The sequence below is a fragment of the Rhodococcus sp. A14 genome (assembly GCF_011603105.1).
Classification (GTDB): domain Bacteria; phylum Actinomycetota; class Actinomycetes; order Mycobacteriales; family Mycobacteriaceae; genus Rhodococcus_F; species Rhodococcus_F opacus.
Genome location: NZ_JAAOQS010000003.1, coordinates 144,051 through 170,001, shown reverse-complemented (window position 1 = coordinate 170,001; position 25,951 = coordinate 144,051). Strand labels below are relative to the sequence as shown.

24 protein-coding genes are annotated in these 25,951 nt (G+C 63.1%); 12 read left to right on the top strand and 12 right to left on the bottom strand.

Annotated features, from left to right (window positions below; genetic code table 11):
- Positions 1-228: 228 nt before the first annotated feature.
- From G9373_RS03105 to G9373_RS03065, 9 genes are all read left to right on the top strand, one after another.
- The gene (locus tag G9373_RS03105) at positions 229-1,971 is read left to right on the top strand and encodes an acyl-CoA dehydrogenase (RefSeq protein ID WP_167113815.1); all 1,743 of its coding nucleotides are present in this window, start codon (positions 229-231) and stop codon (positions 1,969-1,971) included.
- 156 nt (positions 1,972-2,127) lie between these two features.
- Complete coding sequence (locus G9373_RS03100) at positions 2,128-3,681, top strand: succinic semialdehyde dehydrogenase (protein ID WP_120660802.1); 1,554 nt, start codon at positions 2,128-2,130, stop codon at positions 3,679-3,681.
- 33 nt (positions 3,682-3,714) lie between these two features.
- On the top strand, positions 3,715-4,209 hold the full coding sequence (locus G9373_RS03095; protein ID WP_320443190.1) for a DoxX family membrane protein: 495 nt from the start codon (positions 3,715-3,717) through the stop codon (positions 4,207-4,209).
- Positions 4,210-4,682: 473 nt separating this feature from the next.
- Entirely contained in the window at positions 4,683-4,904 is a 222-nt protein-coding gene (locus G9373_RS03090; RefSeq protein ID WP_133984304.1) for a hypothetical protein, read from the top strand.
- A 208-nt stretch (positions 4,905-5,112) separates the two neighbouring features.
- The gene (locus G9373_RS03085) at positions 5,113-5,523 is read left to right on the top strand and encodes a helix-turn-helix transcriptional regulator (protein WP_120661450.1); all 411 of its coding nucleotides are present in this window, start codon (positions 5,113-5,115) and stop codon (positions 5,521-5,523) included.
- A gap of 19 nt (positions 5,524-5,542) precedes the next feature.
- On the top strand, positions 5,543-6,094 hold the full coding sequence (locus G9373_RS03080; RefSeq protein WP_265146125.1) for a saccharopine dehydrogenase NADP-binding domain-containing protein: 552 nt from the start codon (positions 5,543-5,545) through the stop codon (positions 6,092-6,094).
- 42 nt (positions 6,095-6,136) lie between these two features.
- Positions 6,137-6,550 (top strand): WhiB family transcriptional regulator, encoded by a 414-nt coding sequence (locus tag G9373_RS03075; RefSeq protein WP_166680604.1) that lies wholly within the window; start codon positions 6,137-6,139, stop codon positions 6,548-6,550.
- 144 nt (positions 6,551-6,694) lie between these two features.
- Positions 6,695-7,207: a winged helix-turn-helix domain-containing protein gene (locus G9373_RS03070; protein ID WP_206031518.1), complete on the top strand. Its 513-nt coding sequence runs from the start codon at positions 6,695-6,697 to the stop codon at positions 7,205-7,207.
- A gap of 130 nt (positions 7,208-7,337) precedes the next feature.
- Complete coding sequence (locus tag G9373_RS03065) at positions 7,338-7,979, top strand: transposase (protein ID WP_206031517.1); 642 nt, start codon at positions 7,338-7,340, stop codon at positions 7,977-7,979.
- On the opposite strand, the gene G9373_RS03060 is transcribed toward G9373_RS03065, so the two are convergent.
- The 4 genes from G9373_RS03060 to gnd form a co-directional block, all read right to left on the bottom strand.
- Positions 7,934-8,263 carry a WhiB family transcriptional regulator gene (locus G9373_RS03060; protein WP_166680603.1) on the bottom strand — a complete coding sequence of 110 codons (330 nt, stop codon included), beginning with the start codon at positions 8,261-8,263 and terminating at the stop codon, positions 7,934-7,936. The two genes, G9373_RS03065 and G9373_RS03060, sit on opposite strands and share 46 nt — an antisense overlap.
- Before the next feature lie 242 nt (positions 8,264-8,505).
- The gene (gene fgd / locus G9373_RS03055; protein WP_120660805.1) at positions 8,506-9,513 is read right to left on the bottom strand and encodes a glucose-6-phosphate dehydrogenase (coenzyme-F420); all 1,008 of its coding nucleotides are present in this window, start codon (positions 9,511-9,513) and stop codon (positions 8,506-8,508) included.
- The gene (pgi, locus tag G9373_RS03050; RefSeq protein ID WP_120660806.1) at positions 9,510-11,144 is read right to left on the bottom strand and encodes a glucose-6-phosphate isomerase; all 1,635 of its coding nucleotides are present in this window, start codon (positions 11,142-11,144) and stop codon (positions 9,510-9,512) included. The genes fgd and pgi overlap by 4 nt, the downstream gene beginning before the upstream one ends.
- Complete coding sequence (gene gnd / locus G9373_RS03045) at positions 11,141-12,202, bottom strand: phosphogluconate dehydrogenase (NAD(+)-dependent, decarboxylating) (protein ID WP_120660807.1); 1,062 nt, start codon at positions 12,200-12,202, stop codon at positions 11,141-11,143. The genes pgi and gnd overlap by 4 nt, the downstream gene beginning before the upstream one ends.
- 1,212 nt (positions 12,203-13,414) lie before the next feature.
- Here gnd and cofH point away from each other — a divergent pair.
- On the top strand, positions 13,415-15,745 hold the full coding sequence (gene cofH / locus G9373_RS03040; RefSeq protein ID WP_167113812.1) for a 5-amino-6-(D-ribitylamino)uracil--L-tyrosine 4-hydroxyphenyl transferase CofH: 2,331 nt from the start codon (positions 13,415-13,417) through the stop codon (positions 15,743-15,745).
- The gene (gene cofC / locus G9373_RS03035) at positions 15,745-16,446 is read left to right on the top strand and encodes a 2-phospho-L-lactate guanylyltransferase (RefSeq protein ID WP_133984296.1); all 702 of its coding nucleotides are present in this window, start codon (positions 15,745-15,747) and stop codon (positions 16,444-16,446) included. The genes cofH and cofC overlap by 1 nt, the downstream gene beginning before the upstream one ends.
- Positions 16,447-16,710: 264 nt before the next feature.
- Here cofC and G9373_RS03030 read toward each other — a convergent pair whose 3' ends face one another.
- From G9373_RS03030 to G9373_RS02995, 8 genes are all read right to left on the bottom strand, one after another.
- On the bottom strand, positions 16,711-17,133 hold the full coding sequence (locus G9373_RS03030) for a nuclear transport factor 2 family protein (RefSeq protein WP_166680602.1): 423 nt from the start codon (positions 17,131-17,133) through the stop codon (positions 16,711-16,713).
- Positions 17,134-17,165: 32 nt separating this feature from the next.
- On the bottom strand, positions 17,166-18,335 hold the full coding sequence (locus G9373_RS03025) for an acyl-CoA dehydrogenase family protein (RefSeq protein WP_120660811.1): 1,170 nt from the start codon (positions 18,333-18,335) through the stop codon (positions 17,166-17,168).
- A 432-nt stretch (positions 18,336-18,767) separates the two neighbouring features.
- A complete protein-coding gene (locus G9373_RS03020) occupies positions 18,768-19,253 on the bottom strand; it encodes a MaoC/PaaZ C-terminal domain-containing protein (RefSeq protein WP_166680601.1) in 486 nt (161 codons plus the stop codon).
- Between the two features lie 29 nt (positions 19,254-19,282).
- Entirely contained in the window at positions 19,283-20,038 is a 756-nt protein-coding gene (locus G9373_RS03015) for an enoyl-CoA hydratase-related protein (protein ID WP_259465789.1), read from the bottom strand.
- Between the two features lie 97 nt (positions 20,039-20,135).
- A complete protein-coding gene (locus tag G9373_RS03010; RefSeq protein ID WP_120660814.1) occupies positions 20,136-20,963 on the bottom strand; it encodes an alpha/beta hydrolase in 828 nt (275 codons plus the stop codon).
- A gap of 298 nt (positions 20,964-21,261) precedes the next feature.
- On the bottom strand, positions 21,262-21,747 hold the full coding sequence (locus G9373_RS03005) for a nuclear transport factor 2 family protein (RefSeq protein ID WP_120660815.1): 486 nt from the start codon (positions 21,745-21,747) through the stop codon (positions 21,262-21,264).
- A gap of 51 nt (positions 21,748-21,798) precedes the next feature.
- The gene (locus tag G9373_RS03000) at positions 21,799-22,617 is read right to left on the bottom strand and encodes a hypothetical protein (protein WP_133984294.1); all 819 of its coding nucleotides are present in this window, start codon (positions 22,615-22,617) and stop codon (positions 21,799-21,801) included.
- 582 nt (positions 22,618-23,199) lie between these two features.
- Entirely contained in the window at positions 23,200-24,363 is a 1,164-nt protein-coding gene (locus tag G9373_RS02995) for an acyl-CoA dehydrogenase family protein (protein WP_120660817.1), read from the bottom strand.
- A 426-nt stretch (positions 24,364-24,789) separates the two neighbouring features.
- Between G9373_RS02995 and G9373_RS02990 the strand changes: the two genes are divergently transcribed.
- Entirely contained in the window at positions 24,790-25,947 is a 1,158-nt protein-coding gene (locus tag G9373_RS02990; RefSeq protein WP_133986719.1) for an acyl-CoA dehydrogenase family protein, read from the top strand.
- Positions 25,948-25,951: the final 4 nt, after the last annotated feature.

Below are 25,951 nucleotides of genomic sequence, written 5' to 3'. Positions count from 1 at the left end.
ACGCGCGCAGAATGTGCTGACAGCACACCGAAGAGGGCTGGGAAGGCCTTGTCGAGGACACCGGCCGTTAGTAGGTTGGCATCTCATCCAGAAAGCACGACCGAGGCGTCCGACCCGCGACTGCCTGTGCCACACCCTGGCTCCGATGACCATCGGCCTACTACCCCCGACCTACCGTGACCGCACGCGATGTGCGGACTATCCAGGACTCGAAGAAGAGGACACACTATGCCAGCATGCGATGGGTTGTTGCTCAATCCAGTGAAGTATGCCCCGGAGCATTTCGATCCGCAGACGCGGCGGCTGCTGCGCGCGACGATCGACTGGTTCGAACACCGCGGTAAGCAGCGGTTGATCCAGGACTATCACGACAAGGTCTTCTACGCAGACTTTCTGGCGTTCGTCGCGAAGGAGGGCCTGTTCGCGACGTTCCTAACCCCCGCGCGGGACGGCGCCGGCGATCCGGACAAGCGCTGGGATACCGCACGGGTGGCGGCGCTCTCGGAGATCCTGGGCTTCTACGGTTTCAGCTACTGGTATGCGTGGCAGGTCACCGTGCTCGGGTTGGGCCCGGTGTGGCAAAGCGGCAACGACGAGGCCCGCGCCCGGGCGGTGCGCGCCCTTGCCGATGGCGGTGTCGCCGCGTTCGGCCTCTCGGAGAAGGAACACGGCGCCGACATTTACTCCACCGACATGGTCCTGACCCCCGACGGTGCCGGGGGGTACCGCGCGAGCGGGTCGAAGTACTACATCGGAAACGGTAACTGCGCCAGCACCGTGTCGGTATTCGGGCGCCTGGCCGGAATCGAGGGTCCCGATCAGTACGTGTTCTTCTACGCCGACTCCGGGCACCCAAACTTCCACGTAGTCAAGAACCTCGTCCCGGCGCAGATGTTCGTCGCCGAGTTCACCCTGCAGGACTACCCGGTCACCGCGCAGGACATCCTGCACACTGGCCGGGACGCGTTCAACGCGGCACTGAACACGGTCAACATCGGCAAGTTCAACCTGTGCTTCGGCGGTATCGGCACGGCGACCCACACCCTGTATGAGACGATCACCCACGCGCACAACCGGATCCTGTACGGGCACCCCGTCACCGACTTCCCGCACGTGCGTCGCGAGTTCGTCGAGGCCTACGCCCGACTCATCGGAATGCGGCTGTTCGCCGACCGCGCGGTGGACTACTTCCGCTCCGCAAACCCCGACGACCGCCGGTACCTGCTGTTCAACCCGATCACCAAGATGAAGGTGACCACCGAGGCGCAGAAGGTGATCGGGCTGCTGTCGAATGTCGTGGCCGCCAAGGGTTTCGAGAAGGACCAGTATCTGCTGCTCGCGAAGGTGGACATCGACGGGCTACCCAAACTCGAGGGCACCGTCGCGGTGAACCTGGCGCTGATCGCGAAGTTCATGCCCGCCTACCTGTTCGACCCCCAGCCCTACCCGCCAGTGCCCACCCGGCTCGATGCCGCCGACGACGAGTTCCTGTTTCGCCAGGGACCTGCCCGCGGGCTGGCGCAGGTCCGGTTCCACGACTGGCGCGCGGTCTACGCCGCATCAGCCGCCATCCCGAACGTGGCCCGCTTCACCGCACAGGCCGAACACCTGGTCACTCTGCTCACCGAGGCCGCCCCCGATGCCGCCCAGCAGGGCGACCTCGACTTCGGGCTCGCCCTGACCGAACTGTTCACACTGGTCGTGTACGGGCAGCTGATCCTGGAACAAGCCGAGATCGTCGGCGTCGACGCCGACCTGGTGGACCAAATTTTCGACGTCCTGGTCCGCGACTTCAATGCTGCGGCAGTCGGATTGCACGACAAACCCTCCACCACCGAGACCCAGCAGAAGCTCATTCTGGCAGCAATCGGCAGACCCGTCGTTGACGCGGAGCGGTTCGACCTCATCTGGCAGCGTGTCGCCGCGCTGTCCGGCGCCTATGAAATGAACCAAGGACCCCACCATGGCTGAGCACGCGTCTCGCGGCGCCGCGCACCCAGCCGATGGTCATGGCAGGCGTCCGAGGAATGACCGGAACCGTGCGAACAACTTGGTCCCGACCGGCACCCTCACCGCGATCCCTCGCCTCGCGGTACACACCCAACCCACCAGCCCGTAGGGGTACATATGCCTGCTCCGTCCACCGCCACGTTCATGCGGCTCGCCGACCTGATCGCCATCCCGGATGCAGCCACTCGTCAGACCCGGCCGGTGATCGAAGCATTCACCGGCAAGCAATTGGCCACCGTGCCGGTCGGCACCACGCAGGACGCCAAGGACGCAATCACCGGCGCCCGGGTCGCACAGAAGATCTGGGCCGACCGTCCGGTTGCGGAGCGGTCCGCGATCTTCCACCGCTACCGCGACCTGGTGCTGCAAAATCGCGGTGACCTGATGGACATGGCGCAGGCCGAGACCGGGAAGTCGCGCGCCGCCGCCCAGGAAGAGGTCCTCGACATCGCCTTGACCGCCAGGCACTACGCGCGCGTCGCACCAAAGCTGTTGCGGCCAAAGCGCGTAGCCGGAATGCTGCCCGGCCTGACCAAGACGGTGGTGCGGCACCAGCCCAAGGGCATCGTCGGGGTGATCTCGCCGTGGAACTACCCGATGACGCTCGCGGTATCGGACGCCATCGCGGCACTTCTCGCCGGCAACGCCGTGGTCCTCAAACCCGACAGCCAGAACCCGTATTGCGCGCTGGCGTGCGTCGAGCTGCTCTACCAGGCAGGCGTCCCGCAGGAACTGTTCGCCGTCGTCCCCGGGCCAGGTTCGGTGGTGGGCACAGCCCCGGTCGAGAACTCCGACTTTGTGATGTTCACCGGGTCCACCGCCACCGGTCGGCTGCTGGCCGAACAGGCCGGCGCCCGTCTCATCGGCTTCTCCGCCGAACTGGGTGGCAAGAACCCGATGATCGTGATGGCTGGGGCCAATCTGCGCGAGGTGAGCGACGCCGCCGTGCGCGCCTGCTACTCCAACTCCGGCCAGCTGTGCGTCTCCATCGAACGGATCTACGTCGAACAGTCCATCGCGCCCGAGTTCACCCGCATCTTCGGGGAACGGGTCGCCGCGATGACGCTGGGTGCTGACTACGAATTCGGCATCGAGATGGGTAGCCTCATATCGGAGGAGCAGGTCAAAGCCGTGGCCAGCCACGTCGACGACGCCGTGGCCAAGGGTGCCACCGTGATCACCGGCGGCAAGGCCCGCCCCGACCTCGGCCCCTTGTTCTACGAGCCGACCGTGCTCACCGACGTTCCCGCCGACGCCGAATGCCACCGCGACGAGACCTTCGGACCGCTCGTCTCGATCTACCCGGTCGCAGGCGTCGACGAGGCCGTCGAGCGGGCCAACGACACCGAGTATGGGCTCAATGCCAGCGTATGGGCGGCCACCAAGAACGAGGGTGAGGCGATCGCGGCCCGGATCCACGCCGGCACCGTCAATGTCGACGAAGGCTACGGCCCCACCTGGGGTAGCACCGGCGCGCCGATGGGCGGCATGGGAACCTCGGGGGCCGGGCGCCGCCACGGCCCGGAAGGCCTTACTAAATACACCGAACCGCAGACCATCGCCACCACCCGCGTCCTGAACCTCGGCGGCCCACGCGGCGTGCCGCAGAAGCTGTGGGCGATAACCCTGCCGCTCTTCGTCAAAGCCCTGCAATGGATCCCAGGCCACTGAGACCTCGACGCCAAATAAAGGTATGGAGAACCGATGACATCCAACGAACTGTCCGAACCCCCCACCACCGCGCTGCGCACGGTCGCCCGACTGGCCCTCTCTGGAGTGCTCGTCCTCGCCGGACTGAGCCACCTCTTCTGGGCCCGCGAGGACTTCCAGGCCCAAGTGCCCAGATCGATACCCCTGGACCCTGACGGCGTCGTCATGGCCTCCGGCGGGATGGAGATCATGCTCGGCGCGGGCCTGGCGGTCCTGACCCGCGACCGGGTGAAAATCGGACGGATCATCGCCGCCTTCTTCATCGCAGTGTTCCCGGGAAACATCGCCCAATACCGCAACAATCGGGACGCATTCGTCCTCAACACCGACCGTCGGCGGTTCATCCGCCTACTGTTTCCGCCCGCCCTCATCGCCTGGGCACCCTGGTCCACCGCCATTCCGACCCCAACAGCTGAGCCAAACGCGTTGCGCGAAGACATACCGTCGAGCCGCCATGGACTGGGGCCAAGAGCGGATCGGGGACTGTAACTTGCTCCTCTGTCGCGCAGCGCCTGCCGCACATCTAGGGACAGCCGCCGTGGCCGCACGAAAACAAGAGATAGACATACGATGCAGCAGTCGTTCTCAACCGATACGGAAACACTGACGGTGTGCGGGCATGCGAAGTGCCCGCCCCGCAGTTGCGAGATGATCACCCCTCGGTTCCCGCCTTATCGCGAGTCTGGATCCCTCGGATCGGAAGATCAGCGAGGGAAGCGCAAACCCATTCTGCCGTAACGTCTACCGATAGGCCTGGGCAATGACTTGGCATGGTGTCATCGTCCGTGTCGGACCCACGGTGCGATGATTCCGACCGGGCGACGAGGTTTACGCGCGGCCCCGGCAGGATCGGATCGGCGCGTTCACGGAATTCATTTCTATGGCGAGGCGGACTTGCCGATCAAGCCAGGAGGATCCAACATGGAAGATGCGGCGCCGGTACATCTGGTCGGCGTCACCGCGTGGCAAGCGCTGACAGAGATGACGAACCTGCAAGCGGGACAGAAATTCTGGGCCACTTCGGCTCCCCGGAGGGCAGGTTCGTGATTCCACCGGCCAAGTATCTCGAGGCCATACCTCCGACCGTCGATCAGGTCCATCTCATCGAATCAGCTAACGCAGTAAAGGATTACGTTGAACAGGGACGCGCGAAGGGTATGGTCGTCATGAAGGTCGGATTGTGAAGCCACGGACAGCTGGAGACGGTCAGTTTCCGACGCGCATCAAGTTGTCATACGTCATGCATCGCCAAGGACCGAGGCTTCCTTCCTCGATCGAGCTGCCGTGCACACCGACATCTCGTCGACCGCGCAGCGAGCTAATGGTACTCGAAAAGATCACCTTCTGATGCCGCAGGCGGTGCCGCGCAGAAGGTGCGAAGGGGGCGCCACGTTGGAGAAGGGACCCGCCGCGACGAGCGCGGCCCCGCAGATCCGGGATCGGGTACTTCGTGTGCTCGACGCCCACGAGGTCGGTACCGCCTCGGCCGCCGACATCGCCCGAGCTTTGTTCATCAGCCAGTCGCACCTGCGGCGGTTGTTGCGTCGGGACGGGACATCTCTACGTCAGTTGCGCGATGAACACCTCGCCACGCGGGCTGTCGAGGCACTGCACCGGGGTGAACCAATCACGGTGCTGGCCCTCGAACTGGGCTTCTCCGACCCGCGGGCCTTCCGTCGAGCATTCAAGCGGTGGACCGGATCGGCCCCAAGCACGTTCAGCGACGGACAAACCCCGCCACGACAGTCGTTCCGTCGACGCCTGTCGGTGACGAGAGAACTGGCGTCCGCAGGCACCAGGTAAGTAAAGAAAAGGCGAAACCGTGGAAAGACGCAGAATCGTCTTGCTGGGTGCGACAGGATATACCGGGCAACGAGTGCTCCGAGAACTGCTCGCCCGCGGTGAGACGCCGACCTTGGGTGGCCGAAACCGCACCAAAATGGTGGCCCTAGCCGACCGCTTCGAGGCTAATATTCCCTTGGCCCAGGTAGATATCACCTCGACGGGCGACCTCGCGCGGCTCCTGGAACCCACCGACGTGGTGATTTCCACGGTGGGGCCATTCGTGCGGCTCGGTCTGGCGACGGTCACCACAGCGGTACAGGCGGGGGCGCACTACTTCGACTCCACCGGTGAGGGCACCTTCGTCCGGCGTGTCTTCGAGTTGGACTCCGTCGCGGCAGCCCTCGGAGCGACCATCGTGCCGGCGTTCGGCTACTTCCTCACCCGTGCAGGACACGGTGACGCGCTGCGCTATCGAAGCGACCTGCGTGACGTCGTCGCCGTGACCACGCGGGGCACTCGGCAGACGCTGGTCATTGCGGCGGCCGATGATGTGTTCGCCTACCGGCGCCGTCACCCTCAGCCCAGCTGATTGTTGACCCCTCCCAACGATGACACAGACAGGAGAAATTTGGTGATCGAACCGGACTGGAGCCGGGCACTGTGCCGCCGGAATCCGCCATTGTGGGACGACACCGCGGACGCAGCGAACACGAGCGTCGAGACCCCGGCGCAGCGCTCTATCCGCCACCGCGCGGCGATTACGTTCTGCCGACTGTGCTCGGTGATCGACACGTGCCGAAGCGAGGTCGCGGTCGCGGCGAACCCAACTGGAGTATGGGCCGGTGAGGTATACCCGAGGCTCGGTCACCAGACCCGCAGTGAGATCCAATCGAAGACCGATCACCGAGCCCATGCGTCCACCGCGGCACTCCAGATCGGCCGCCCGGCAGGCATTGGCGGGGATTCCGTCGATGCGGCATTCACCGCTCTGATGACCACCATCCAAGCACAACGCGAAGCCCGGGAGACGTCGGACACCTGCTGACAGGAGTGCCTCTCTCTGCCATCATCGGGTGACCGCGCGCCGACCGACATCTTCGATGAATGTTGCCGACGGCCGCCTAAAGATGTTTCGGTAATAGGGTGTGTCGTTGCGCGTGATTCGCACCGTGCTGCTTGATCATGATGAATGGCAGGGAAGGAAACCGGTTCCGGCGAGGAGTCCGACGCCCGGAAAGTCAAGCAGCGCGGCGGTCGCCGTGATCTCGACGCATTGCGTGACCGGCGGATGCAGGCCGCGGAGATGTTTGCCGCAGGACAACGACAGGTCGATGTCGCGGTCGAGTTGGAGGTCTCCCAGCAGACCGCCTCACGCTGGCATCGACAGTGGATCGAAGGGGCAACGAGGCATTGCGCGGGGCGCCGGCCCCGGCTCGATGACGCCCAGATCGCCGCGATCGGAAAGGAACTACTCAAAGGACCCCAGGCTCACGGCTTCGCGACCGGGGTGTGGACCCTGGGCAGGTTCGCGATCGTGATCGAGCGGCTCACCGGCGTGATTTACCTCCCCACTCAGACGTGGACGATCCCGCGGACCCGGCTGGGCTGGAGCCGGCAGGGGCCCGCACGGCGGGCAGTCGAACGCGACGAGGACGCCATCGTCGCCTGGCGCGAGAACGAGTGGCCGCGGATAAAAAAATAGCGCGGCGCCGAGGTGCGTGGATCTGCTTCCAGGACGAAAGTGGTGTGTCGCTGGTCCCGGTGGTCCGCGCAACCTGGGCGCCGAAAGGCGTGACACCGGTTCTCCCATCACCGATTCTCCTTTCAAACGCATGTCTATGGCCGGAGTCCTGGCCTATCGACACGACCGCAGTCGCAGCGCGTTCGTCTTCTCCATGACCGACGGCGCCTACAACACCGACAAGCTCATCGAGTTCCTCACCGAACTGCGCGCCCATTTCACCGGCGAGAAGGCAATCGTGATCTGGGACGGGCTCATGGCCCACCGATCCAAGGCGATGACCGCGTGGCTGGCCACCCAACGCGACTGGCTCCACGTCGAACGCCTGCCGGCTTATGCTCCTGAGCTCAATCCCATCGAACAGGTCTGGGGCAATATGAAATCCACCGTATTGGCCACCTGTGCCCCGATACCTCGACGAGGTCCGCATCGCGACCGAGTCCGGTCTGACTCGGATCGGTTCGAGCTACGACCTGTGTCACAGCTTCCTCGACCACACCGGGCTTTCCTTATGATCGGCTCTCACCCAATTACCGAAACATCTTTAACGAACGCAGGCACGTGGCGCCGCCGCAGGGCGCTCCACTGCGCTCGTTGGCCAGCTGGCTGCGTGGTGCTGGTGTGTTCTGCGCGAGAGTGCGGATGCGGGAGAAATTTCGCCTTTGGAACGGGCACGGGCATTGAGGGTCAAGGCGCAGAGTGCTCAAGCATCATTGAAAGTGAGGACATTTGACTTACAGTGTTGAACTTGTCAAGTGTTGTCTTTCTACGCAGCAAGATTCTCAGTTCATCTTCTGAAAGGCCACCCCAGGTGCCGTATCGCTCGTCGGCTTGGAGCGCATACCTGAGGCACGCTTCCAGGACAGGGCATGTGCGACACACGCGTTTAGCAGCACGGATCCGTCTGTTCCGAGTTTCGCCACGTTCGTTGTCGGGATGAAAAAACAGAGTGGAGTCGATGCCGCGGCATGCAGCGTTCAGTTGCCAATCCCAATCCTCGGTGATCGGCAGTGGCATAATTACGATCTTTCGTGCGGGCAAGGAAGCTCCAGGTGGACCAGGCACATGCAGCGTCCTTCGTCATTTCTCGAGAGGCGTTCGCTGCCGTTAAGACGTGACATACACGGAATTGTGCTTCGGATGGGTCAATTGGTCGCGCGCGGCGTGTCGCTCCTCTGCTGAGGGACGTGCAATAAGTGCTCCCGTCAAACAAGACGATGGATTCCGACAGCGATGAATCGAGCGGATTCGTGGCGAACTCAGGACAGGATGCGTAGTCGCGGGGCGAGGTCGCGTTCGAATAGTTCGAGGAAGCGGCGTTGGTCGTGGCCGGGGGCGTGGAATACCAGGTGGTTCAGTCCGGCGTCGAGGTACTGTGTGATCTGTTCGACGGCCTCGTCGGGGTCGGAGGCGACGATCCAGCGTTTGGCGATCTGTTCGATCGGGAGCTCGTCGGCGGCGCGCTCCATCTCGATCGGGTCGTCGATCGAGTGTTTCTGTTCGGCGGTCAGCGACAGCGGTGCCCAGAACCGGGTGTTCTCGAGCGCTTTCTCCGGGTCGGTGTCGTAGGAAATCTTGATCTCGATCATCTTGTCGATTTGCCCGAGTTCGCGCCCGGCCTTGTCGGCGCCCTCGGCGACCGCGGGCATCAGCTTCTGGGTGTACAGGTCCATGCCCTTGCCGGAGGTGCAGATGAATCCGTCACCCACCCGGCCTGCGTATCGGGCGACTACCGGACCACCGGCGGCGATGTAGACCGGGATGCCACCGTCGGGGACGTCGTAGATCGACGCGCCCCGGGTCGTGTAGTAGTCGCCGTCGAAGTCGACCCGTCCGCCCTGCCAGAGCTCGCGCATCAGCAGCACTGATTCCCTCAGCCTGGCGAACCGTTCCTTGAACTCGGGCCATGGGCCCTGAAAGCCGGTGGCGATCTCGTTGAGGGCCTCCCCGGTGCCCACGCCGAGCATGATCCGCCCTGGGTACAGGCAGCCCATGGTGGCGAATGCCTGGGCGATGACGGCGGGGTTGTACCGGAAGGTGGGGGTCATCACCGAGGTGCCCAGCTGCAGCGTGGTGGTGCGCTCACCGACCGCGGTGATCCAGGCGAGCGAGAACGGTGCGTGCCCGCCCTGGTGCCGCCACGGCTGAAAGTGGTCACTGACTGTGGCACTGTCCATCCCGCGGGCCTCGGCCAGCACGGCCAGTTCGACCAGCTCGCGGGGATCGAACTGTTCCGCGGAGGCCTTGTAACCGAATTTGAGGCTCATGCGTTGGTCCCTTCTCGGATCGTCTGCCGATAGCGGCCGATCAGTGCGCTCGTCGAACTGTCCAACTCCGAGCCGACGGACCGTGTGGACTGCAGTTGGTCGAGGATCCGGGTGGCGAGTACTTTGCCCAACTCGACCCCCCATTGGTCGAAGGAGTCGATACCCCAGATCCAGCCCTGGGTGAAGATTTTGTGCTCGTACAGCGCGACCAGCTGTCCGAGGGAGTAGGGGGTGAGCTGGTCGGCGAGGATCGTCGACGACGGGCGGTTCCCGGGAAAGGTTCGGTGTGGAATCTGTTCGGAAGCAATGCCTTCGGATCGCGCTTCCTCGGATGTTTTGCCGAACGCCAATGCCTGTGTCTGGGCGAAAAGGTTCGCAATCAGCAGGTCGTGGTGGGTGTGCAGGTCGTGCGCGGGGTCGAGGACCCCGATGAAATCGGCGGGAACCGGCGTGGTGCCTTGGTGCAGCAGCTGGAAGAACGCGTGCTGGCCGTTGGTGCCGGGTTCTCCCCACACGATCGGTGCCGTGTCCACGGTCATCGGATTGCCTTGTCGGTCGACCGATTTCCCATTGCTCTCCATTTCCAGCTGCTGGAGATAGGCCGGGAATCGTGCCAAACGTTGATCATAGGGAAGAACCGCATGGGTCTGGGATCCGAGGAAGTTGCGGTTCCAGATGCCCAGCAATCCCAGCAGGACCGGCAGATTTCGCTCGAGCGGTGCGGTCCGGAAGTGGTCGTCCATCGAGCGTGCGCCGGCGAGCAGGCCGCGGAATTGGTCGGTCCCGATCGCGATCATCACCGAAAGTCCGATCGCGGACCAGATCGAATACCGTCCGCCGACCCAGTCCCAGAATTCGAACATGTTGTCTCGGGCGATTCCGAAGTCCTCGACCGCTGCAGTATTGGTCGACACCGCCACGAAATGGTCACGAACCGCAGACGTGGTCCCGAGCGCATCGAGCAGCCAGCGGCGCGCGGTGTGGGCGTTGGTCAGTGTCTCGACGGTGGTGAAGGTCTTCGAGGATACGATGAACAGCGTCTCCTGCGGGTCGAGCACCCGCAATGCGCTGGCGAGGTCGTTGCCGTCGATGTTCGATACGAACCGAAACTCGAGATTGGGATCGGCGACGTCGACGAGGGCCTGACAGGCCATTGCTGGACCGAGGTCGGAACCGCCGATTCCGATGTTGACGACCGTGCGGAGGCGTCGGCCGGTGAAGCCACGCCACTGACCCCGGCGCACGCGCTGGGCGAACACACTCATCCTGTCGAGGGCCGAGTGCACCGCGGGCATCACATTCTCCCCGTCGACGCGAAGCTGCGCATCGTGGGGGCGCCGCAGCGCGGTGTGGAGAACTGCGCGATCCTCGGTGGTGTTGATCCGTTCCCCGGTGAACATCGCCTCGATGCCCTCGCCGAGCCTGGTTGCGCTCGCGAGCGCAACCAGCAGGTCGAGGGTCTCGGTGGTGATCCGCTGCTTCGAGTAGTCCAGGTAGAGGCCGTCGTGCTCAGCCGTCATCATTGATCCCCGATCGGGGTCGGCGGCAAACAGCTCACGCAGGTGCGCGCCGCGGATCGAATCATGATGTGCCTGGAGCTTTCCCCATTCCGGTGTAATGGTCGGGTTCATCGTGTGGTCACTTTCTCGTGATGTCCGCCGAAGGCATGCCGCATGGCAGAGAGCGCCTTGTTGCCGTACTCGCCCTCACCGCGCGAGCTGAACCGCTCGTACAGCGCTGCAGTGAGCACATGGGCGGGTACACCCTCGTCGACGGCGGCCTGCACAACCCACCGCCCCTCCCCGGAATCGGAGACATGGCCGGAGTATCTCGACAGTTCGGGATCGGTTCGGAGCGCGGAGGCGGTCAAATCGAGCAGCCAGGACCCGATTACACTACCGCGGCGCCATACCTCGGTGATCTCCGCGACGTCGAGATCGTATCGGTAGGCGCCGGCAGCGGCCAGCGGGGCGGTCTCGGCGTCGTCATCTCTGCGCGCAGCACCCACGTTGGCCCCGCGGAGGATCGCCAGACCTTCTGCAAGCGCGGCCATCTGGCCGTATTCGATGCCGTTGTGGACCATCTTCACGAAATGTCCCGCGCCGGCAGGACCGCAGTGCAGGTAGCCCTGCTCGGCCGCGGTCGGTGCCCCTTCCGCCGTCAAGGTGCGCGCGGCGGCATCGACGCCGGGGGCGAGCGCTTCGAAGATCGGCGTCACCCGCTTCACTGCGGTCTCGTCGCCGCCGACCATCAGGCAGTAGCCGCGATCGAGGCCGTGCACCCCACCGCTGGTACCGACATCAAGATAGTGAATCCCCCGCTCCGCGAGCGTGTCGGCACGCAGGGCACTCTCCCGGAAGTGGGAATTCCCACCGTCGATGACGACATCGTCGACGTCCATCATGGCGGCGACCTCCTCGACCACGGCCCCGGTCACCGCCGCCGGCACCATCACCCACACCGCTCGCGGCTGATCGAGACCGCTCACCACATCCTGCAACGATGCCGCCGCCACCGCACCCTCGGTCTCCAATTCGGTGACCGCAGCGCTATCGCTGTCGTAAATGACGACCTCATGCCCCGCACGCAACAGCCTCCGAGCAATATTCGCCCCCATCCTGCCCGCACCAACAATTCCTAGCTGCATTTCAGCCCTTCTTCTAAAGCGGGGACTTGAGCGTTGGTCCATGTTCACCCGCGGTCGCTTCTGTCATCCCGTTTCGGAGGTCACTGCACCGAAGACACCGGCTGAAGTCGAGCGTTGTTGCTCTCTCCTTCTGCATCTCAGGGACGTACGGTGCGCACCGGTTCAGCCGCACACGAGTGGTGAGTGCCACCCCGCCAATGACCATGGCGGCATATGTTACCAATCGTTCTCTGCTGTGTCGACGTACGTGCGTGCCGGAATCGATCGGTATTCCCAGTTCATACAGCTTACGTAACTCAGATCCGCGTGTTAAACGCTCAATGAGTGCACGATCGTTGACACATCGGTGGTCGCGCTCGTAGGTTGATGATCGGTAAGTCAAGTCCTTCACGTACACCGTGGAGTGCGGTTCAGCCCGTTCCGCACGCGTCCAAACGAGGAGTTGAGTTGCGCCGACGGAGATGCAGCGTTCACTCACCCGGTTGGGGGCGTCTGCGCATCATTGGCAACCACACAACGACAGACCCAGGACTGTCCTGACCGAGAGATGGTGCGTTATGGCGGCATATCACCAACAGAACACGCGCGCGGGGGCCGGAGATGGTTCTCCTGGGACCCGCCTTGCGACGCCGTCGCCCGTTGAATCTCACGCCCGCCTTTACCGAGGATCTACCAGGTTCGAGACAGATCCGGGATGGAGGCGCTATCGCAGTATCGCGGGTGACGCGGCCGACCTTCTGGAGTTCGCCGATATGTGGGCTCCATACGGTGGAGCGCCTTCGGACGAGATCTTCGTCAAGTTCGGAATGACAAAAGTTCGCTTCCTCAAACTGCTCACGTATGCAGTTGCTAGCCCGGAATGCGATTTCCAAATCGCTCAACGGATTCGAGAAACCTACCTATAGTCGCGCTCCAACGTCCGATAGTCCGCCGACCGAGGCGGGCGGGTCCCGAGGCAATCAGTACCGCCGAACACCGCCTGTCATGACAGCGATGCTCTCCGGTCACAACCCCGCGCCACCGTCGCCGAACCATCCAACAACGAATCCCGGCAGCAGGCGCGATCGTCACCGGGGCGCCCCGCCTCAAGTTGCCACCGCTAAGCGATCACCGGAGCCAATCCGCATCGCCGACGTAAAGCATTGTGAGCGAGAAGAAGTGAATTTTCAGAAAGTTGTGACACCTCCGACTGTAGATGTCCAGACAGCGTGCTCTGATGACGCGGCCGTTCTCGCTCTTCCTTTGCCGGAGCTGATGGAACGGGCAGCCGCGGTGCGTGACGCGCTGTTCGGCACGAGGGTGACGTATTCGCCGAAGGTCTTCATTCCGTTGACCTCACTGTGCCGCGACGGGTGCGGCTACTGCACGTTCTCCCGTTCCCCAGCACGCGTGGAGGCACCGTACCTCACCCCCGACCAGGTGCTGGCGATCGCGATACAGGGCGCACAGGCCGGGTGTCATGAGGCACTGTTCACACTGGGCGAACAGCCGGAGGATCGATACGCCGTCGCGGGCGAATGGTTGTCCGATCATGGTTACGGCGCGACCGTCGACTACTTGGCCGCGATGTGTGAGCTGGTGACCACGGAGACGGGTCTGCTGGCGCATTCCAACGCCGGCGCTCTCACGTCGGATGAGCTGTCTCAGCTGCGTGCGGTCAGTCCCAGCCAGGGCATGATGATCGAGTCGTTGAACCCGGCGCTGATCGCCCACCGCGGTGCACCCGACAAGACTCCGAAACGTCGGCTGGCGACGCTGGAGGCGGCGGGAAAACTCGCGATTCCGTTCACGACCGGCGTACTCGTCGGCATCGGTGAGTCGCCGCGCGATCGTGTCACGGCCTTGCGTGCCATCGCTGACCTGCACATTCGTTACGGGCATGTCCAGGAAGTGATTGTCCAGAATTTCGTGCCCAAACCCGACACCGTGATGCGCAACGAACCGGCGTGCCCCGAGGACGAGTTTCTTCGCACGATCGCGATGGCCCGCCTGATCCTGCCGCCGGACGTGCATCTCCAGGCACCGCCGAATCTGTCGGAAGACTTCGGTTCGCTCTTGGACGCGGGCATCGATGACTGGGGTGGCGTGTCTCCGGTGACCGCCGACCACGTCAATCCGGAACGGCCGTGGCCGTCGCTCGGCCGGCTTCGTGAGGTCACGGAACATCACGGTAAGTTCCTCGCACCCCGCCTCACCGTGTACCCCGAATACTCGCGCCGCCCCGAACGATGGATCGACCCCGGTCTGCGCTTCGCGGTCATGGACCGGTCGGACGCCGAATCGCTCGGCCGCGACGACCCGGGCGCGATGTTCCCGGAAAGCCACGCCGACGCAAAGAACGTCGGCACCGGGGCGGAAGTAGTCCAGATCGGTCGACGCTCCACCGTCTGGAGCTCCGGCGCCGAGTTCACACCCGTCGATCTGGTGCCGAGCCGCACACGAGGGTCCCGGGGTCGCGTCACGGACGTCCTCGACGGTGTCGCCTCGGGGCAGGAACCGGGTGTAGACGAGATCGTCACCCTGTTCGGAGCACGCGGAAGTGAAGTCGCCGAGATCGCCGAGTTCGCCGATCATCTCCGCTCCCAGGCAGTCGGTAACGATGTGACGTTCGTGCGGAACCGAAACATCAACTACACCAACGTCTGTACCTTCAAATGCACGTTCTGCGGATTCTCCAAAGGACCGCTGTCGCTGAACCTGCGCGGAAAACCATACCTCCTCACGCTGCAGGAAATAGCGACACGTGTCCGGGAGGCGTGGGACCTCGGCTGCACCGAGGTCTGCCTGCAAGGCGGCATACATCCCAGTTTCGACGGTGACTACTACATCGACGTCTGCCGCGCGGCGAAGGAGGCGGCCCCAGACATTCACGTGCACGGATTCACCGCTCTGGAGGTCACCGAAGGAGCCAAGCGGCTCCGGGAACCGCTCGAGAAGTACCTGCAGCGCTTGGTGGATGCCGGACTCAAGTCGCTGCCGGGCACTGCCGCCGAGATCCTCGACGACGAGATCCGGGCAATCCTCTGCCCGGACAAGATCGACACCGAGGAATGGCTCGAATGCCATCGTGTCGCCCACTCGATCGGCCTGACGTCGAACGTGACGATGATGTTCGGATCCGTCGAGGAACCCGTGCACTGGGCACGGCACTTCATCCGTACCCGCGAACTCCAACGTGAGACGGGAGGCTTCACCGAGTTCGTAGGACTGCCGTTCGTGCACATGGCGGCGCCGATCTACCTCAAACGAGGTGCGCGCCGTGGACCGACCTGGCGAGAAGTCGTGCTGGTGCACGCGATCGCGAGAATCGTCTACGACGGACTCATCGACAACGTACAAGCGTCGTGGGTCAAACTTGGACTCGACGGTGTCCGGCAGTTACTTCAGGCTGGAGTCAACGATGTCGGCGGAACCCTGATGGATGAGAACATCAGCCGCGCCGCCGGCGCAGCCCACGGACAGCAACTCGACGAGACCAACCTGGAAGCGTTGGTGCACGGGATCGGTCGGCGCCTACGACGCCGGACGACGAATTACTCGAACATCGAAGACCCCTGCCGCCAAGGATCACCGGCGGTGATCTGATGAAACACCCATCGTCGCAGAGCCGTCCGATCAAGAATCGAGGTCAAGTCGACCTGGTGATTCCGGTCAAATCTCTGAGCATTGCGAAATCAAGACTTCGGGGGACGGCCGGAGGACGTTCACACGCTCACGAGGAACTCGTTCTCACGATGGTGAACGCGACAGTTACCGCAGCGATACGCTCACACGCCGTCGCCGCGGTAGTTGTGGTCACCCCGGATCCGATAATTGCGTCCAGTGTCGAATCGCTGGGCGCCCGGGCCGTGACGGACGAACCAAGTGGCGGGGTGAACGCGGCAATCATGCATGGCGTATGTGCCGCGCGGGACGACGGCGGAGGACCAATCACGGGAGCGTTGCTCGCTGACCTCCCGGCACTTCGACACCACGAGCTTACTTCGTTCATCGCAGCCGCGGCCGGGAGGCGAGCGTTCTGCGCGGATAGGCACGGATCAGGAACCACACTGCTGCTCTCGGCGTGTGGTGAGGAGCTGCGGCCCTCGTTTGGGGCGGGATCAGCCCTGGCTCATCGGGAGTCGGGTGCGGTGTCGCTGACGGGTGAATGGCCATCGCTGAGGGCAGACGTCGACACCGTGCACGACCTGTGCGTCGTCGCAGGTCTGGGTTGGCCCCGACCGGACGAATCAATGGACCCCCACCAAATGCGATTCGCCGGGACAAGTGTGCACACTACAGGCTGACCAACAGTTGACTTGACACATCTCAACCTCTTCGCCGGCTCAGCACTAACGAATCACGTTCTCGGCTGAAGCCTCAGCTGTCGGCAACCTATAGGTACCGGGCCGTCACACCGGTGTCCGTCAAATTCGGCCTCCACTACGACGGATAGGCGGGACGCCCTGTGAGTCGACCCACACAGGATGACCCGCCGCGCCAGCGTCCCGACCCACTTTCTCGGCGGTGGACCATCGTGACCACCGCCTGCTGCGCCTATACGTTCTGCCTCAGGAGGAAGCCGGGGGAGCGGCGGCGACCCAGCGCGCGGTGTCGGTGTACTGCTCCAACCCGCTCACCCGGCCGTCGGTCACTGTAATGATGTGTGCGAACGGAGCGTCGAGAGAGCCCCCGCCGCGTCGACCACGGCCCACGTAGCGTCCGGTGACCAACAGTCGCCCGTCCACCAACGGCGCAAACTGTTCAGGCTCGGCACGCGCGACGTAGTGCTGGCCGATGGCGCCCCAACCGTTACGCCGCATCGCATCGGCGCCGTAATGTGCCCCGCCGACCCCGAACGGCATGCCTACCGCGAGTACTCCGATGAAGTCGGGATCCAAGAGTGCGTCGAGCTCGGCAAGGTCAAGTGCCGCAAGCGCGTCGTAGAGCCGCCTCGTTAGATCAACGGTCTGTGACGAGATGTTCACATCCATTGGGAACCTTTCGTGTCGTTCGACGGTAAGAATCATGCACGCTGATCGAAGCGGCGCCCAAGATACTCCGAAGCGATCCGCATACGCTGAATATTGGTCGTGCCCCCGGCCAGTGCCCACCCATGGGCGTCACGGTGAAGTCGCTCGACGTCATACTCTGCGGAGTAGCCGTATCCGCCATGCAACTGAATTGCGAGGTCGGAAACTTTCTTCGCCATCTCATTCGCGAAGCACTTGGCGACCGATGCCTCCAATGGAGCGGGAAAGCCGCATCCGGCGTTCGTGGCCGCACGATGGATCAGCAAACGCGCCGCCTCAACCTCGATCACCATGTCGGCGAATGAGCCTTGCACCATCTGGAATTCGGCGATGTCCTTGCCGAACTGCTGACGCTCCTGCACGTAGGCTGCTGTCCGATCGAGGCAGGCCTGTCCAATCGCCAACGAATGCGTGGCGTTACCCAGGCGCTCAATCGAGAACGCGGTGAAAAGCTTATTGAAGCCGCCTTTTTCGATGATCAAGTTCTCCACGGGCACTCGTACGCCGTCGAAGAACATATCGGCCGAGCCGACGCCGCGATGCCCCATCAACTCCTCTTGGGGGCCGAACGTGAGACCGGGAGTGTCTTTGTCGACGATCACGGCGCCCACCCCCTTGCCGCCGGCTTCGGGCCCGAGCCGCACGTACACGAGGTACTGCTCCGCATGTCCGGCACCCGAACACCAGCGTTTCGCACCATCGATGACGATCTCGTCGCCGTCTACGACTGCGCGGGTCGTGACATCGGTAGCGGCGGATCCCGCACCTGGCTCCGAAATCGATACCGCAATGGTGACATCACCCGCCGCCACAGGTGGCAACAGTCGCGCCTTCTGCTCCTCTGTTCCGAACATGTGGATGACCCGTGCCGGCCCGGCAGACGCCTCGAAGGTCGGCCACGCCGCCAGCGGAGAAGCCTTGGCCAGTTCTTCAAGCACGACCAGCGCGTCCATCAGGGGGCGCCCGCCCCCGCCGTACTCCTCGGGCAGTGTGATGCCGAGTAGGCCCAGATCACCTAGATAGCGCCGCTCGTCGTTGGGGAAGAAGGCGCGTTCACGATCCCACCGTCGCGCGTGCGGTGCGTAGCGCTCGGTGGCGAGCTTACGCACCATCGCGCGGAGGTCTTGTTGTTCGTCCGTGAGAAGAGCAGCGGCAGTGTCCATGCCTGAGATGTTATCAATCGTTCTCCCCTATGTCGATGCATGAACGGCCACTTTGTCGAGCAAAAAACGATCTGAAATGCAACTATTGGCCAACACGAAGTCAGCAATCCGCGCAGAAGTATACGGTCGTTGACGTAATAGCTGTAGTTCGGTCTGTCTGCACGCAACCATCGTCGGTGTACTGGGTACGGATCGGAGACCGAGACGTGCAGCGGCGCCGTTGAACGTCAGGAGAAAAAAGTTCGGGGACAGCGAGATCGGTCCAGTGGGGCGCTCTCGGGCTCGGCGTTGGTACCTCGCACGTGTCTCCAAGAGACACGGAAGCACTGCGCGATAAAAGGAACCCAACCAAGAACTGATCCAGCTCCGCTCGGGCGCATTGCCGGGTAGGTCTGAAATCGTCCAGCATTACTGCTGCGTAGAGACCACACGCTAGCCCTCTGCGCTTGGCCCTGTCCTGCTCTGGATGAGAAGCTCTCCGAGCATTTCGAATACCAGGGTTCCGTGTTGATTGACCATGGTTCCTCGCAGGGTGACGGCAGCGTCACCGCGTCGGCGGCGTGGCGAGTTTTCAACGAACTCGACTGAAGCGGTCAAGATATCGCCACCGCGCGTGGGAGCACGGAGCCACAGCTCGCGAGTTCCTCGCCCCGCCACGACCGCAGTCCGGCCGAGCAGTGCTTCGACGTGGAGGCGTTGAAAGATGCCGAGCACATGTACACCGCTAGCGACCAACCCGCCGAAGGAGCTCCGTTGTGCGGTCTCAGAATGGGTGTGGATCGGGAGCGGATCCCATTGGCGGGCGAACTCGACGATCTCGGCTTCGGTTACGTTGTAGGAGCCCAGTGCGAACACTGCTCCCGGCGGGAAGTCCTCTGCGTACATCGACGGGGCGACGAAAGTCTCGGATTCGCTCATCGCCTCTGCAGGTCTTGGTTGATGGGCGGTCATCCGCGCCGAAATTCCGGGGTTCGTTTCTCCGCGAAGGCCTGTTTGGCTTCGCTGTAGTCCGGGCCACGCTGCGCTAATCCCTGCGCAGTGGATTCGGCATCGAGCTGCTCGTCCAAGGTTCGCGCTGCGCCCTCGCGTAGTAGGCGTGCGATGGCACCAGTCGTCGAGGAAAGCGCGGCCAGATGCCGAGCGAGCTCCACAGATTGAGCAAGTGCGTCACCTTGGGGCGCAACTTGGTTGACCAAGCCCCAGGCGAGGCCCTCGGCGCTAGTCACTGACCGCCCGGACAATGCCATGTCGGACGCTCTTGCACTCCCGATCGCCCGCGGGAGCAACCATGTCGCCCCGGCATCGGGGACAAGGCCCACCTTCACGAACGCCATCTGGAATGTCGTGGTCGCCGACGCCACGCGAAGATCACACGCAAGACACAGCGAAAGGCCGGCGCCGGCGGCGATTCCATTGATCGCGGCGATAGACGGTTTGCGGAGATCCATGAGCGCACGAATGAGTGGATTGTAGAACTCACGCAGGGCTTCCTCCGCGTCGCTGGGGCCGGCACGCAGGTCGGCGCCAGCGGAGAACGCACGACCGGCGCCGGTGAGCACGATAGCCCGGACCGATGTGTCGGAGTCGAGTCGTTGCACGGTCTCACGCAACTCGCGGACAAGGTCCAGGCTCAGCGCGTTCAACCGCTCCGGACGATTCAACGTGAGGATCGCGACCGTCTCGTCGACATCATCGCGCTCCACAAGCAACGATCTACGATGACCTTCCACCGTTCGGGCCGCACTCGTAGCACTCTCAACCATCTGACCTCCAAAATGTCTGTGAACGATCGCTTGCGTACTAATCGCTGCGATTGGCCGGTGCAGCTCCCCGCACCGCACTGAGCAGAGCGTCATCGAACGCGTCAGGCGCTTCGATCATCGGGTAGTGCCCACATCCGGGCAGTACCACTTGTCCGAGTTGAGGGAGTCGTTCCGCGAGCCACGCCGCGCCGCGCCGCGAAAAGACCGGATCCTTTTCCCCGATGATCTGGACGGTCTTGACCGTCATGCCATCAACCTCCGCGACCAGATCGGCGTTCAATAGCGTTGCGAGTGTGGCTGCACCTGCCCAGGAGGGAGTGTCGAGCGTCTGCCCGAGCAGGTACTCGACGGTAGCGTCGGCGGGCACGTCCGCGAATGCGCCGCGGATGAGTGACCGTCGCGCTGCGAGCCGATCGGCGAGCTCGGCAACACGGAGACTTGGCAGGTGCGCCGAGGCCGGATAGCCGAATTCATAGCCGGTTTGCCGGGAGGTGGCGACACCGTTCGAGCCGACAAGGACTAACCTGGAGAGGAGTTGGGGAGCCTCGACCGCGACCTTGAAAGCAGTGACACCGCCGAGTGACCAGCCCACCAGAGCGGCATCGGTGAGGCCGAGTTTCGTGATTACAGTGATCACATCGCGGGAAAGTCGCTCAAGCGTGTAGTCACCGTACGGACGGTCGGAGCGTCCATGGCCGCGGAGGTCGATCGCGACAGTGGCATATCCGGCTTCGGCGAGAACGCGAATCTGACGGTCCCAGATGCGGTGGTCGAACGCCCAGCCGTGTAGAAGGACTACTGGCGGTCCGGTCCCTACCGTCTGAGCGTGGATGCGGACACCCGGTTCGACCTCGATATCAGGCATGGCACTGAGAGTACATCAAAAGTGAGCGATCGTTCACAACTTGCGGCCCGATTCTAATAACAGAGGGACATGCGCACGATGGGCAAGGGATCGACCGCGTCGATCGGCTCCTGAGCGATCGCACGGTTTATCACTGTCGACTCTCGGCGGGTGGGTGGACTGGCTAGCATTTCGAGTGCTGACCAGTTTGTGGCGCCTGCGCCGGATGTAGGAGGGTATTGCTGTGTACCGGCCCTGGTGTGATCGGCCGGTACACAGCAAGGTGTCTCACCGAAGGTCTGCTTTGGTGAGGGAGTCGTCACTCCGTCTGAGCGGATGCCGACAGATTCTGTGCCAGCTCGGGGTCCTGGCTGAACAGCGCATCGGCTTGTTCGGGGCTCATTGTGACTGAGTTGTGCTCGTGGACGACCTTCCAGACTCCGTCGACACGCCGCCAGATGTTGGTTTGCCTGCAGATGACGTCGACATCGACGCCGTTCTTCAGTCTTGTCTTGATCCGCACGAGGCTCCACGCCGTGCCGAGATCGCCGGACGCCAGGGCGCTATCCCCCTGGTAGGTCAGCTCCATCGTTTCGGCACCGTTGATGAAGTTGCCGATAGTCTCGGTTACCGCCTGGTAGCCGGTGTACTCGTCCGGCGGTCCGGGATCGAAAACGCTTACTGTAGAGGTGTTTTCGTACATATCCATTACCCGGTCGACGTCACGGGCGGCGTAGGCGCGGGCCTTCTCGTTGAGGCGCTCGCGAATCTCGCGGGCGGACTTGATGTCGTCGTCGGTTGTCATGGTGATGCCTTTCGTTTCGCTTAGGAGGGGAAATGGGTTTGCGGGTCGGTACTACGCGCGCACGGGGCCGTCCGTGCGGTCGGCAGCATCGGTTGCAGATGGAGCCGGGGTCGCGGTCGATGGACTGGCGACGAGACGGGCGAGGAGGTAGACCCAGGCGATAGCCAGCCCGCAGGTCACCAGCGATAGTGGAATGGTGGCCGCGCTGGTCCACTCGCTGCCGATGGCGGTGTAGACCGGGATGCCAGCGCTGTGGTGCAGTCCGCCGCAGACCAAGAGACCGGCCGGAATGAACACTACGGATTGCCAGTCCGCCGTCAGCACGTATTTGCGAACGACTGCGAAGATCATCGCTACACCGATGATTACCATGGCGTTGACGAAGAACCACCAGATGGGGATCCCGAAGAACTTGAGCGGCTGGTTTTCGCCGTAGTAGCGGTACCAATCCATCACATGGACGGGTATCGGTTCGAACGCCGCAGCAAACATCACGAGTCCGAAGTACATCTTCATCAGCCACTTAACGGTGACGCCCTCTTCGATCTTCTTCATGAGCCACGGCACGGTGATGCCGAAGTAGGTCACGTAAAGCAGTACCAGGTAGACCGGCATCTTCAGGTCGTAGATCTCGAAGGCCGTGTGCTGACCGATCTCCGGGTAGCTGACGTGAGTGACGATGTTCTGCATCGGCTCCCACAGAGTCATGACAGCCCCGGAGATCCAAACCATCAGGGGCCAGATCTTCCCCTCCTTGCGGGCCAGCCATGCGCAGTACACCAGTGCCAGCAGCGCGCCAAGCCCGAACACAACTTCCGCTGCCAACTGTGATCCCGGACTGAGCCCGTAGATCGGACGATCAAACGTCATCGACCTGCTCCTCTCTCTTAAAAGTACCGAGACTGTCATCACAGTCCTATGCAGATGAGACTGCCATCACAGTAGATGACGATCGCTGTAATGTAAACGATCGTTGAATAGAACTGCGGTGAGGTGGAGATTCAGTATTGTCACGCCGGAAACAGTCGTTAATAGCAGAAAGCGCCCACTTCGCCGGTGAGGGGCGTATGCCGCTGCCGCAAACGGGATCTTGAGCCGCGTCCGTCCTCGCCGCTGGGAGATCGTCCCGGAGGGCACGGAAGGCACTTCGGATCAGCAGTCGATGTGCGGCGCCAACGTGATCGAAAGATCTCGGTCCGCGCCTACCTAACGCGGCGGGCGCCGCGTGCGCGTGCGTACTCAACCGGTCCTGAAGGTGACACCGTCCTTGCTGGAGTCGCGCCGATACAAACAGCTAGCCCCGTCGCCGTCGCCGTCGCCGATCGCGGAATCGCGCCCCGCGGGAGGGCAGGTTTCGGACCCCTTTGCCGCCCCGCACGGCAAATTTTCAAGATACGTGCACCATGGACAGGGTCGGCACGAGGCGACATGGAATACGTTTATCGCGCAGGCCTAGGTTTGCGGGAATTTGCGGTGGGGGAACAGCCCTGCCGCCACCCCGTTGCGCATTACTGCGGGAGCACCGCCAGCGACGACGTTGGTGACGCAGTCGCGATGGATACGCTGGATGGGGAAATCGGTGGTGACCCCGTATCCGCCGTGCAGCTCGAGTGCTTTCAGACTGATTTGTGGCCCAATCGTGGCTCCGAAGAGCTTGGCTTGGGTAACCTCTGCGAGCCTGGGGAATCGTCCGTCGGTTGCGTCGGCGGCCGCTCGGTAGGCGAGCAGGCGGAGCGCCTCGATCTGCACCCACATGTCCGCGAGAGTGTGGTAGACGGCCTGGAACTCCACGACCGGACGGCCGAAGGCCTCGCGTTGCTGAACGTAGGTAGAGGCCTCATCGTAGGCGGCTTGGCTGAAACCAAGCCAGAATCCGCAATTGTGCAGGCGTTCGAGGTTGAAGGCTGTCATGAGCCGCGCGAACTGACCCGGCCCTACGATGAGGTTTTCCGCCGGCACGCGCACGTCCTCGAGGATCAGGTTTCCGTGGGCGATGCCGCGGTCGCCGATGAAGGTGGGTCCGCGCTGAACCGTGACGCCGTCCATGGCGGTATCGACGACGACGGCACCGATGCCTTTGGCTCCCGGGATGTCGTCGAAGCGCACGAAGGTGGCGTTGAGATCGTTGACATTGGAACCGGTGACGTAGCTCTTGGTCCCATTGAGGACGAAGTAGTGTCCGTCGCGAACGGCCGTGGTCGTGAGGTGCGTCAGCGCTGAGCCGGCATCAGGCTCGGTCAGTGCGATGTTGCATGCTCGCCGGCCCGCGACGATGTCGTGGAGGTACTTCTCCTTCACGGCCGCATCACCAAGGAGAAGCATCGAGGGGCCGGGGCCGCTGGTGCAGAAGACCGGCTCGGAAGGAAGCCAGGACTGAGCGTTGCGAAACAGGGCCTCGACCACGACGAGGTACTCGATCGCACCTCCGCCTTGGCCGCCGTACTCGGTTGGCATCGCAATACCCAATAGGTCCGCAGCCCGGATGCGCTCGAAGATATCGTTGTAGGGGGCATTGTCGGACTCGTCCCACTCCCGCGCCTCTCCTCGGAACGATGCGCCGACCGCTTCGGCGCGGTTCTGCAGGTCGAGTTGGTCGCGGTTGAGTTGGAAGTCCATTACTTCTCCTGATCTGGCGGCGCCTGGTGCGCCGACGTTCGTTGTGGGGTTATCCGATGGTCAGCGGTGCGCGACTCGCTGATCTGAGCACGCACCACGGTGCATTGCAACGACCGTTTACATGGCCACCCTCAAGAGTGTTAGCCACATCTTCTCGTTGATCAATAGGTCTATCCAGCTAGGAAGGCCAAGGCGAGCGGCCCTGCAGGTCGTGAGTCACATGGCGATTGGTACTGGAAACGGTCGTTTACTAATGTTACGCTCATCTCATTCGCACTTCGACCGGGCAGGACAGCCAATGTCGACCGGTCCAAGAGGGACTCAGACCACTCGAAACCAGAAGCGGTCCGGGACTGAGATCCCGCAATCGAGGAGGAACATGTGAGCGTCACAGCCGATCAGAATCTCGACGACCTCGGACCGATCATCCGCCTGCAGCCGTCCTTCGACGAGCGGTTGTTGCGCGAGTCCGTCGCACGCCTCGCCGGCGAGTTCGGCGCCGAGTACTTCATGGAAAAGACTCGTGCCCGCGAACCCGTAACGGAGCTGTGGAAGAAGCTGGGTGACAACGGATATCTCGGCGCGTTCCTGCCGACCGAGTACGGCGGAGGCGGCCAGGGAATCTGGTCCCTGGCGATCGTCTCGGAAGAACTCGCGGCCGCGGGCTGCCCGATGTTTCCCCTCATCTACTCGGCAGCGATCGTCTCGAACGTCCTCGCACGCCACGGTTCTCAGGAGCAGAAGGACACGTGGCTGCCCAAGCTCGCAGCGGGTGAAGCCAAGATCGCTTTCGCGATCACCGAACCCGACGCCGGCTCCAACTCGCACAATCTGAGCACGGTCGCTCGACGCACCGGCGACAAGTACGTGATCAACGGCCGCAAGACGTTCATCTCCGGTGTCGACAGTGCCGACGCCATCTTGGTGGTGGCTCGCACCGGCACTGACGAGAAGACGGGCAAGGGCTTGCTGTCCCTGTTCCTCGTCGACCCTGACGCTCCTGGACTCGAGCACACATACGTGCCCACTGCTGTCAACGCACCCGAGGGTCAGTGGATGCTGTTCTTCGATGGGGTCGAGGTCGATGCGGACCAATTGATCGGCACACAGGACAAGGGCCTGCGGATCGTGTTCGAGGGTCTCAATCCCGAGCGGATTCTCGGTGCGACCTTGTCCACCGGTCTCGCACGCTATGCCCTGAACAAGGCGGTGTCCTATGTCAAGGATCGCCAAGTCTGGGGAGTCCCGATCGCCACACATCAAGCTGTCGCCCACCCCCTCGCCAAGGCGAAGATCGAACTCGACCTGGCAGGACTGATGATGCGCAAGGCTGCTGCCCTTTACGATGCCGGCTCACCCGAGGCCGGTGAGGCCGCCAACATGGCCAAGTACGCCGCGGGTGAAGCGGGTATCCACTGCGTGGATGCCGCGATCCAGGTCCACGGAGGCAACGGTGTGGCGCTCGAGTACGGACTGACAGACGTGTGGTGGCTCGCTCGCTTCACGAAGATCGGCCCGGTCTCCGCCGAGATGGTCCTCAACTACGTATCTGAGCACACGCTCGGACTCCCGAAGTCATACTGAGGTC